Below are 10,590 nucleotides of genomic sequence, written 5' to 3' on the forward strand. Positions count from 1 at the left end.
AAAAGTCCGGTATTAATTACCGGACTTTTCTTTTCTATCTTCAGGAGGGGGAATTGGAACCCCTTCTTTAATAAACTCATCATATACGATCTTAGGATGGTCTTGCGGAGAAGCCAGTTGATATTCCGCGGCGAAATTATCCCGCCTAAAATTCTTCAGCTTAAGGTTTTCCGCGCTGTAATTTCTCAAGGTCTCCTTTCTGTCACCAAACAAAGAACTGTTCAATACTTCCGAATCCAGAATGTTTTCTTTCAGAGTCATTGTCGGCAAAAGGTTTTGTTCCAACAATCCTCTATAAGCGCCAATGTATTCGCACCAAACAGAATTACCTTTTTGATAGATTCGATAGGTGTAGTTAGACCAAGCTGTCGTTACATGAATCTCATGCTCCCAGATATCGACGCATGCCTCTGAATCAAAGTAGGGATCTTTAATCGTCACACGTCGCAATCCATGATTCTCATCTCTCACTAAAGTCAGCCACTTATCTGAATGAAGTATTTCAGAAATAATGTCGGGCAACTTTTCCTTGATTTCAAATTGGATTCTCATACATTTCGCCTGCCGGTCAGGACTTTTTAAGGTTGCCAGGTTCTCATTAAACATTTTGTCGTTAATACGATAAAACAAATATAAGCAAAAATGTTCAATATAATGTACTCTTTTTCGATAATTCTTACGTACTTTTGCCTAATAGAATGACAAATATGGCACAAAACGACGAAATAATACTGATAAATATCAATGGAGCGGATCGTCCGGGTGTAACGGCAGCTCTTACGGAGATTCTAGCCAAGAACAACGCTGTTATCCTCGATATCGGTCAAGCGGATATCCATAACCATTTATCATTGGGTATCTTGTTTCAAAGCACGGAAGGAAATTCCGGCGATATATTAAAAGAACTACTGTTCAAGAGTTACGAATTAGACGTCAATATCCGTTTCAATCCCATTACAGAGCAAGAATATAGTAAATGGGTAGGTATGCAGGGCAAGAACCGGTATATCATCACGATATTAAGCCGTAAGCTTACGGCCAAGCAAATCGCAGGTGTTTCCCGGATCGTAGCGGAGCAAGATATGAATATTGATGATATCAAGCGGCTCACGGGACGTATCCCGTTGGACGAGAATGCCCGTACTCCTAAGGCGAGCGTGGAGTTTTCCGTACGTGGCACCCCGAAAAACAAGGAGTGCATGAAAGCGGAGTTCATGAAACTTTCCACGGAGCTTGAGATGGATATCTCTTTCCAAGAGGATAGCATGTATCGCCGTATGCGCCGTCTGATTTGTTTCGATATGGACTCTACCTTGATAGAGACGGAGGTTATCGACGAGTTGGCGATACGTGCCGGAGTTGGCGATCAAGTAAAAGCGATTACAGAGGCAGCCATGCGTGGAGAGATCGATTTCTGCGAGAGCTTCCGCCAGCGTTGTGCCTTATTAAAGGGGTTGGACGTATCCGTGATGCAGGAGATCGCCGAGAATCTACCGATCACAGAAGGTGTAGACCGCTTGATGCGTATCTTGAAAAAGGTGGGCTTCAAGATCGCTATCCTTTCCGGAGGTTTCACTTATTTCGGTAATTTCCTTAAACAAAAATATAATATCGACTATGTATACGCCAACGAGCTTGAGATCGAGAATGGCAAGCTAACGGGTAATCATGTGGGTGATATCGTAGATGGAAAGCGTAAAGCGGAGTTATTACGCCTGATCGCGCAAGTGGAGAACGTAGATATTCGCCAGACCGTAGCGGTTGGCGACGGGGCGAACGACTTGCCGATGATTAGTATCGCCGGTCTAGGTATCGCCTTCCATGCCAAACCGAAGGTTAAGGCGACCGCCAAGCAATCTATCTCTACGATTGGCCTCGATGGTATCTTATATTTCCTTGGATACAAGGATTCGTATTTGGATGAACAGATGTAATATATATAATTAACGTATAGCGATTATGATCAGACATATTGTAATGTTTAAGTTGAGGGAGTTTCAAACTCCGGCTGAGAAGCAAGCCAAAATGCAAGAAATTAAGGATAAGCTGGAAGCCTTAATCAATAAGATAGACGTATTGAAAATGATCCGTGTAGATTTTAATTGTAATCAGGCGGAGACTTGGGATATTATTTTAACTACTGAATTACCTACCTTGGAAGATGTAAATACGTACGCTAATCATCCGGAACATGTAGCGGTCGCTAAAGGAATTATTGGCCCGGTAAAGGCGGACAGAGCTTGTGTTGACTATGAAATCCTTTGATATAGAGGAGCGTGTGAACCAAGCGGTCCACAACTTCGAGTCCGGATATAATTGCGCTCAATCAGTATTCCTCGCTTATTCGGATGTCTTCGAGTTGGATTTAGAGCTGGCGAAAAAGATGTCTGTATCTTTTGGAGGAGGTGTCGGACGCATGCGTGAGGTTTGTGGTACCGTAAACGCAATGGCGATGTTAGCCGGATTTAAGTATCCGGTATTTGATCCGCTAGATCAAGAGGCGCGTGCCCGCAACTATGGCATGGTACAAAAAATGGCGGCTTTATTCAAGGAGAAACATGGGACGATCATTTGCCGTAGCCTTCTTCCTCCGGAAGAGACATCGACGAATCCCGCTCCTTCCGCACGCACACAACAGTATTATGCCAAACGTCCTTGCGGTAAATACGTTGAGGAAGCGGCTCGTATCGCCGGGCATATGCTAAAGGGTGAACTTGAATAAACGGGATTGTCAAGCTAGAAGACGTATTTGTGAAATGTAACCAAGTTTTCGAATCTCAGTGAATAACTCACTGTAAGAGGACTTGGATTTCACATTGACTTTATAGGTAATTGTCGATGTATTCTTGTCGTAATTATGCTCATAAGAAAGACTTACGATAAATATGCTCCTATTTTCCAAGATTTTCCGGATACCTTTAAGATCGGGAGTCGAGGTTGAGCAAATTATCGTAAGTATTTTATTAACACCATCCAAATACATACGTCGCTCCAACCTTTCTAAAGAAACCAATACGAACAAGGTAAATGCCGTAGTGATAGAAGCGGCCAAGAACATACCGGCACCAGCGGCCAAACCTACTACAGCCATTACCCAAATACAAGCCGCCGTAGTGAGTCCATGCACGCTTCCATGACTTTGAATAATAGCTCCTGCTCCCAAGAAACCAATACCTGTAAGGACTTGGGCGGCGATACGCCCCGGATCTCCATTCAAGAAATTCGGATAGGTTTGTGGTATCCAGATAGATATCAACATGGCGGCGGCAGATCCCATACAGATCAAGGTAAAGGTTCGCATACCAGCGTCCCTGCGGCGAAATTGTCTTTCTACACCGATAATAGCGCCAAGCACGAAACTGATAGCTAATCGTACGGCGGCGGTCGAGGCCGTTATCTGAGTATTCTCTAAAATATCGTTCAAATGTTCCAGCATAGTCTGTCATTCATTCTAAGTTATACAAATATAGAAAATTTCTATGTACCGATTATGGAATGAAAACAATGTAAAATCGTCAAAAGTTGTATCTTTGAGACAGAATAAAAGTCATTCACCTCTAAACTTAGAAAAATTGAAAATAATAACGTACAATACAAATGGATTAAGGGCTGCCGTAGGTAAAGGCTTGCCCGAATGGTTGGCTCAAGAACAGCCAGACGTGTTATGTATCCAAGAGACAAAGTTACAACCAGACCAGTTTCCGTCGGAAACATTCGAGACTTTAGGATATAAGTCTTATTTGTTTAGTGCCCAAAAGAAGGGATATAGTGGCGTGGCCATTCTTACGAAACAGGAACCGGATCATATCGAGTATGGAATGGGGATCGAGAAGTATGATAATGAGGGACGTTTCCTCCGTGCTGATTTCGGGGATGTATCGATCGTAAGTGTCTATCATCCTTCCGGGACTAGTGGGGATGAACGGCAGGATTTTAAGATGATATGGTTGGAAGATTTCCAGAAATATGTCGTTGAGTTACAGAAATCCCGTCCGAACTTAATTCTCTGTGGCGATTACAACATTTGCCACGAGCCGATAGATATTCATGATCCGATCAGGAACGCAAAGAACAGTGGTTTCCTTCCGGAAGAACGGGAATGGATGACTCGCTTCTTATCCGCAGGTTTTACGGATACATTTCGCTTCTTGAACCCGGATAAGCAAGAATATACATGGTGGAGTTATCGCTTCAATTCCAGATCTAAAAATAAAGGATGGCGTATTGATTATTGTATGGTTAGCGACAATATGAAGCCGAAAGTTAAAGCCGCTTATATATTAAATGATGCCGTACATTCTGATCATTGTCCGGCCGTATTAGAGATCGAATAATCTTTCATAATAAAAAGAAAGGATGTGTTCTTTTTGCGTAAGCGAACACATCCTTTTTTATTATTGAAAAAATGGAAATAAAGTCTATAAATGAACTTAGATTATCTCTGAATATCCAATGCTCCGATCAACTCTTTTACTGATTTAAAACCATGTCGGTCACAATAGTCATTCAATCCATCAATAACCTTGATAGAAACAGTTGGATCTACAAAGTTATAAGTTCCGATCTGGATAGCACTAGCCCCAGCTAACATGAACTCCACGGCATCTTTCCAATTTGAAATACCTCCCAAACCTATAATTGGAATCTTTACCGCATGATACGTTTGCCATACCATACGTAGAGCTACAGGTTTTACGCAAGGCCCGGAAAGACCTCCAGTTATTGTAGATAATATAGGTTTACGTTTCTCTGCGTCGATGGCCATTCCAAGCATCGTATTAATTAACGAAACAGAATCCGCACCCTCCGCTTCAACAGCTTTAGCGATCTCCGTAATATCAGTTACATTAGGAGAAAGTTTTACAATAAGTGTCTTTGGATAAACCCTACGAACAGCCTTAACAACCTCCCCCGCACCACACGTAGTAACGCCGAAAGCCATACCACCTTGCTTTACGTTCGGACAAGAAATGTTCAGTTCGATAGCGGGAATCCTATCCAACTCTGCGATCTTTTCCGCACACTCGACATACGTTTCAACCGAAGATCCACTCACGTTTACGATCATATTCGTATCGATGTCCTTGATCTCCGGATAAATATGCTCAGCGAAATAATCGGCGCCCTTATTCTGAAGCCCCACGGCATTCAACATTCCGGAAGGAGTCTCCGCCATTCTTGGATAATCATTACCTTCACGAGGTTGGATAGTGGTACCTTTCACGAAAATACCCCCCAAACGTGAAATATCCATGAAATCAGCATATTCTATACCATATCCGAACGTGCCGGATGCTGTCATTACCGGATTTTTCAACGGTAAATTCCCAATGTTTACATTTAATTCAGCCATGACAATTTCTCAATATTAAATACGGGACCTTCTGTACATACACACACATTATGACCTTCCTTGTTTTTCTCTACGCAGCACAAACAAGCACCTATGCCACAAGCCATCGTGTTCTCAAGAGAAACCTCGCAAGAAATAGCTTCCGCACCTGCGTATCTCGCTACCGCCACCATCATTGGTTTAGGACCACAAGTATAAATCTGGTCAAATCGAACCTCTTTAAGGATCGTATGGTTAGTCACATACCCTTTCTCGCCTAGCGAACCATCTTCGGTTGTGATATAAACCTTACCAAATCTCTGGAATTCATCTAATTGCAATACATCATCCTTAGAACGAGCCCCAAGTAGAAAAGTAGGCTCAAAACCGGCTTCTTTTAAACAAGCTCCTAGATATAACATCGGAGCGGTTCCAACACCACCACCAATCAGCAAAAGTCTTTTGTTCTCCTGTTCCTTGGAAGGAATTGTAAAACTATTACCCAGTGGTAGCATTATGTTTACAATATCACCGGGACGGAATTCTGCCATTTTTCTCGTGCCATCACCAACAAGTTGAATCAATAACCACAACTCATTTTTAGACTTATCTACATAGTTGACGGAAATCGGACGACGTAAGAATGTTGTAGGAGAGTTTTCTACATGAACCTCTACAAATTGTCCGGGAAGCATCTCTGGAAGATTCCCATCCGAGGTTAACTTTAGCAGGCAATAATTTTTATGAAGGTGACAGTTTTCAGTCACCTTCATGTCTAAGATGTACTTCTTCATATACACGATTACTCAATTTATCCGCAAAGATACATGAATATAACGTATATACCGAACAGTTTACCTTAGTCTTTCTTGTTTTTTTCAGGGACGAAAGTATCAAACGTATTGTCGGAGTAAAATATCATTATTTTACTAACATTTTTAGAAGGCTTTTCTTGGCATATAACTTGCTCTACAACAGGTTGTTTATGGATGTTTACAGGTGTCTCAACCCCAATTTCCTTGCGATTTTCGGCAACAACTTGTACATTGGGACGATTTTCAAGCATATTTGTAAACAAATTAGGTTCAGTTAACACATGTTCTCGGATCATTTCGCCTTTGCCAAACAATAGCCAGTCAGAATCAACATAAGTGAACCGTTCCAGTATTTTTAGCAGAACATCCAAACTCGGATTATTTCTCCCAGATATAATATGTGACATTGCCGAACGCTGTATACCGATCGATTCGGCAAATTTAGAAGGGGTAAGTCCTTCACGTTCCATTATTTTTAAAATACGATCTCTCATATTCATATATATCTTAAATTCTTACTAGAATACTGCCATTATGACCGTTTACTAAGATAAATCTCCATAAAGTAAACTAGATACAAAGATAAATCAATATTTCCATTTGTGCAATTTATTTTTATAAAACTAAATTAATACATATGTGTCACGCCGATACATATGTGATGGGTAGAACTGTAAACCGTGTTCAAGAAGGAGGTATAGAGTATTTAGAAAAACTTTAGAAAAATAGCATATATATCTGATCTATATGTAAATATAATAATACATATGATGTATAGTTAGGGGGTTTTTATACGTTTGTAGACGAAAAAACATGTTTAGTTAATGTAAACAATCAATATTTCTATATAAAAAACTGGTTATTTATAATTTATAGCAAATCTTACGTGGATAAAGAAATATATAGTAATCCATGATTTATATTAGTAATGTAAATATGATACATTTGTAACGCCTATATAATGATTACAAAAACCACCAACATTTGTAATCTACTCAAATACTTTTATTGTATATATGATTGTAAACATCTATTTCTCGGTTATATTTGTATACAATATAATTTTACTCTATTTATTTTACTGCCAACTTGTCTATTTTTCCTTTAACGGATAATGAAGGCAATCTATGGCTATACCGATTATAGCTTTAAGTATGGATTTCTTGGAATTTTTGAGGAAGAAGATACGTGATTGAATAAATTTTAAAATCTCAGAGAGATAAAATATGCGTAATTAATTGATAAATAAACAAAAAGGCCTCTTTTTCCAGTTTGACTTTTTCATCATTCTAGGAAAAAAGGCCCTTTTGCCTGCACTAAGTCTATGATTTCTGTTTAATGTAAAATTTTGTAAAGTAATTCTTTTAGTAAATCTGCATCTGTCGCTGAAGAGTTTTCCACTCCCTTAGATCTTGCGTCAGTCGTTCGGATATCGCTGATCAAATTAAAAACTTTCATCGCTGGATAATTTTTCATCCCCAAAAGATAGTCCTTTACTTGATAAGTTCCCCGTAAACCAAGTGCGGTCATCAATCCTGATTCCGATCGATCCTTTGAATAATAACAAATCAGCAAGTTTGAGAAATAGTTAAATAATACAGGAAGTGTCATCTGTATCGGATTACTTTTAGGGTTTTTCTCAAAATACTGAGCGATCCGGTTAGCCTTTAATATATCCTTCATGGCAAGTGCCTTTATCAGCTCAAAGTTATTGTATTCTTTACTAATCCCTATATTTTGCTCGATCAATTCCGGTGTGATGCGTTTTGAGGCCTTTTCAGCCAAGATAATTGCCAGCTTATCTAATTCCTTATTAAGACGGTTTAAATCGTTTCCAAGGAAATCTGAGAGCATTTGAGCGGCTTTTGGATCGATACCGATAGAACGCTGTTGCATCAAAGAGGTGATAAAACTCGGCATTTTATAATCCGGGATCTTTTTTGACTCATATAAAATACCGTTTTTATCGGTTGCGGCCGCTAACGCACGACGGCGATCTAAAGTCTTATATTTGTAATTTATGACCAAAATAGTTGATGACAAAGGATTCTTCACATAACTGCTCAGCAACTCTATATCTCTCACTAATTGAGCCTCTCGAACAACGATCAATTGATATTCGGACATCATCGGAAAACGACGTGCCGCATTGATAATAGAAATAGCATCTGTATCTGCGCCGTATAGAATAATCTGATTGAAATCTCTCTCAGATTCCTCTAATACGCTTTTTAATAACAAATCTGTTATTTGATCGATGAAGAAAGGCTCTTCGCCCATTAACACATAAACAGGCTGAAACTTCCTTGCTGTTATATCTCTACAAATCTCCTCGAAAGTAATTTCTTTTTTTGCCATAAATTATGAGGTTTCGCTATTACCAACTAAAACGGATATGACGGATGGTTTTCTTACCATCCAAAATCTGTTGAAGAGCTTCAACTCCCAACATTACCTGTTCTCCTACAAATTGTTGAGTTACCTTCCGGTCACTCGCTTCTGTTTTTACACCATCTTCTTCCATCGGTTTATCCGATATCATCAACAATGCACCCGTAGGTATTTGGTTAGCGAAACCGGCAGTAAGCAAGGTTGCGGTTTCCATATCGATACCAGTGGCATGCGTACTACGAAGATATTCCTTGAAAGCATTATCGTATTCCCAAACCCTGCGATTTGTCGTGTAAATCGTACCTGTCCAATAATCTTTTCCATGATCACGTATGGCGGAAGAAATGGCACGAAGCATTGAAAAAGCGGGCAATGAAGGTACCTCAGGTGGTAAATACTCATTCGACGTTCCCTCACCTCGGATCGCCGCTATTGGCAATACATAATCCCCTAATACATTCGCTCTTTTTAATCCTCCACATTTACCGAGGAAAAGCACCGCTTTGGGCATGACTGCTGATAATAAATCCATGATTGTAGCAGCGTTCGCACTTCCCATCCCAAAATTGATAATGGTAATCCCTTCTGCCGAGGCATTGGGCATCGAACTTTTCAATCCCAAAATCGGGACATTAAAATGATCCGCAAATATCTCGACATATTTAGTAAAGTTAGTGAGTAATATGTGCTTAGTGAAGTCTTCTAGCTTTCGCTCGGTATAACGAGGCAGCCAATTTTCTACGATTTCTTGTTTTGTTCTCATAAATAACTACCTTTGAGGTGCATTTTAGTTAGAATATAAATAGCAAATATAGCAAATGCTCCCATTAAATCTACCAAAATTCTCAGTCAAAGTTACGGAGAAAGCAGGAAAGCCTTCTATTTGGGATCCTGTACGCCGAAAATTTGTCGCATTAACGCCAGAGGAATGGGTACGACAACATTTCGTGAACTATTTGGTCACGGAAAAAAACTATCCTCAAGAACTTTTAGCGAATGAAGTAGCGGTAAAACTAAACGGAACATCCAAGCGATGCGATACCGTTGCATACAATCGGTTTCTAGCACCTCTAATGATTATTGAATATAAAGCTCCACATATCGAGATAACAAGCGCTGTATTCGATCAAATCGTACGTTATAACATGGTCTTACACGTAAAATACTTAACCGTAAGCAACGGCATCCGTCATTTTTGTTGCAAAATTGACTATGAGAAACAGACGTATGCTTTCCTCGAAGATATACCGGAATACAATCTATTGGAGAAAATCGTTTAATTATCTAAAATAAGTCCCCCTTATCCTTCTATGCACTCACACGGATCAGATAAGGGCTTACTCAGCCCAACCAGTGAGTAGTTCTATCGATTAGGAATTTACAGTTTGCAGATAAGTCATCTTGTTCTATATACTCGACATCACCGGAAGTCTTAGAAGGTAGCACCATATCTGATACTTCTACCTCCTCATTTTCAAGGCTGGCAAACTTAAACAGATTATATATGCTTGATAGAAAGAGAAGAAAAAGAAACAGGAATGCCTTTGCGACACTTCCTGTTTTTTCTATATATTGAGTAGATTTCAAATCCATATCCCACGCATTAAAAGTTACATGGGCACAAACATAGCAATATTCGTCAAATAAACAAATATTTTAACACGAAAATTTTATTTCGTAAAGAGATAATCCTCCGGTTTTGCGATTCGTAAAATATATTCCGGAGTATTAGGGAGCCTTTTCGCATACAAAGTGACAGAATCACCCCTCTCAGGCATCGTAGAATTAGATTCCAACGATATCTGGTCAACATTACGCAATTTTATTTCATCATCTTTATCGAAAAAGAATGAGTATCCTAATAAAACCGCAAAAAAAGATAAAATCAATGGCTTCATGTCTAACTTGTTTTTATGACTATATAAGCTTAGATGCTTATAAAACGATAAACGCTGCATATTATTTCAAAATAATTACATTTTTAATGTGCCGACATAGAATGACATGATACAGATTTACTTCACACGTAATTAACAATTAAAAGAACGTGTG

Annotated in this window: 14 protein-coding genes; 5 read left to right on the forward strand and 9 right to left on the reverse strand. The window is 39.4% G+C overall.

The genetic code is table 11. The features are described 5' to 3' along the window. Positions 1-12 precede the first annotated feature (12 nt). Entirely contained in the window at positions 13-606 is a 594-nt protein-coding gene (locus DWY79_RS11790) for a hypothetical protein (RefSeq protein ID WP_122369380.1), read from the reverse strand. 101 nt (positions 607-707) lie between these two features. Between DWY79_RS11790 and serB the strand changes: the two genes are divergently transcribed. The 3 genes from serB to DWY79_RS11805 are packed head-to-tail and all read left to right on the forward strand — an operon-like array spanning position 708 to position 2,722. After that, entirely contained in the window at positions 708-1,934 is a 1,227-nt protein-coding gene (gene serB, locus DWY79_RS11795) for a phosphoserine phosphatase SerB (protein WP_005856925.1), read from the forward strand. 25 nt (positions 1,935-1,959) lie between these two features. Continuing rightward, on the forward strand, positions 1,960-2,265 hold the full coding sequence (locus DWY79_RS11800; protein ID WP_122369373.1) for a Dabb family protein: 306 nt from the start codon (positions 1,960-1,962) through the stop codon (positions 2,263-2,265). Further along, positions 2,252-2,722, forward strand: coding sequence for a C-GCAxxG-C-C family protein (locus tag DWY79_RS11805; protein WP_008772149.1), 471 nt, complete (start codon positions 2,252-2,254; stop codon positions 2,720-2,722). Before DWY79_RS11800 ends, DWY79_RS11805 begins: the two co-directional genes overlap by 14 nt. Positions 2,723-2,731: 9 nt before the next feature. Here the strand turns inward: DWY79_RS11805 and DWY79_RS11810 are convergent, their stop codons facing one another. Beyond that, positions 2,732-3,436 (reverse strand): MgtC/SapB family protein, encoded by a 705-nt coding sequence (locus tag DWY79_RS11810; RefSeq protein ID WP_005862277.1) that lies wholly within the window; start codon positions 3,434-3,436, stop codon positions 2,732-2,734. Positions 3,437-3,572: 136 nt separating this feature from the next. On the opposite strand from DWY79_RS11810, the gene DWY79_RS11815 reads away from it, so the two are divergent. Then, positions 3,573-4,334 carry an exodeoxyribonuclease III gene (locus DWY79_RS11815; RefSeq protein ID WP_036628709.1) on the forward strand — a complete coding sequence of 254 codons (762 nt, stop codon included), beginning with the start codon at positions 3,573-3,575 and terminating at the stop codon, positions 4,332-4,334. Positions 4,335-4,435: 101 nt separating this feature from the next. Here DWY79_RS11815 and DWY79_RS11820 read toward each other — a convergent pair whose 3' ends face one another. From DWY79_RS11820 to DWY79_RS11840, 5 genes are all read right to left on the reverse strand, one after another. Beyond that, positions 4,436-5,353 carry a dihydroorotate dehydrogenase gene (locus DWY79_RS11820; RefSeq protein ID WP_005862273.1) on the reverse strand — a complete coding sequence of 306 codons (918 nt, stop codon included), beginning with the start codon at positions 5,351-5,353 and terminating at the stop codon, positions 4,436-4,438. Next, positions 5,341-6,126 (reverse strand): dihydroorotate dehydrogenase electron transfer subunit, encoded by a 786-nt coding sequence (locus tag DWY79_RS11825; RefSeq protein ID WP_122369374.1) that lies wholly within the window; start codon positions 6,124-6,126, stop codon positions 5,341-5,343. Before DWY79_RS11825 ends, DWY79_RS11820 begins: the two co-directional genes overlap by 13 nt. A gap of 65 nt (positions 6,127-6,191) precedes the next feature. After that, entirely contained in the window at positions 6,192-6,641 is a 450-nt protein-coding gene (locus DWY79_RS11830; RefSeq protein WP_199705227.1) for a helix-turn-helix domain-containing protein, read from the reverse strand. A gap of 841 nt (positions 6,642-7,482) precedes the next feature. Next, the gene (gene holA, locus DWY79_RS11835; protein WP_005856906.1) at positions 7,483-8,505 is read right to left on the reverse strand and encodes a DNA polymerase III subunit delta; all 1,023 of its coding nucleotides are present in this window, start codon (positions 8,503-8,505) and stop codon (positions 7,483-7,485) included. Positions 8,506-8,524: 19 nt separating this feature from the next. Then, complete coding sequence (locus DWY79_RS11840) at positions 8,525-9,301, reverse strand: AMP nucleosidase (RefSeq protein ID WP_005856904.1); 777 nt, start codon at positions 9,299-9,301, stop codon at positions 8,525-8,527. A 55-nt stretch (positions 9,302-9,356) separates the two neighbouring features. Here DWY79_RS11840 and DWY79_RS11845 point away from each other — a divergent pair, with 55 nt between their 5' ends. Beyond that, complete coding sequence (locus tag DWY79_RS11845; protein WP_005856901.1) at positions 9,357-9,818, forward strand: type I restriction enzyme HsdR N-terminal domain-containing protein; 462 nt, start codon at positions 9,357-9,359, stop codon at positions 9,816-9,818. Between the two features lie 61 nt (positions 9,819-9,879). Here DWY79_RS11845 and DWY79_RS11850 read toward each other — a convergent pair whose 3' ends face one another. Both DWY79_RS11850 and DWY79_RS11855 read right to left on the reverse strand, forming a co-directional pair. After that, entirely contained in the window at positions 9,880-10,131 is a 252-nt protein-coding gene (locus tag DWY79_RS11850) for a hypothetical protein (protein WP_005862263.1), read from the reverse strand. A gap of 77 nt (positions 10,132-10,208) precedes the next feature. Continuing rightward, on the reverse strand, positions 10,209-10,436 hold the full coding sequence (locus DWY79_RS11855; protein WP_010182987.1) for a hypothetical protein: 228 nt from the start codon (positions 10,434-10,436) through the stop codon (positions 10,209-10,211). Between the last annotated feature and the right edge of the window lie 154 nt (positions 10,437-10,590).

It is taken from the genome of Parabacteroides sp. AF27-14 (assembly GCF_003635425.1).
Taxonomy (GTDB): Bacteria; Bacteroidota; Bacteroidia; order Bacteroidales; family Tannerellaceae; genus Parabacteroides; species Parabacteroides distasonis.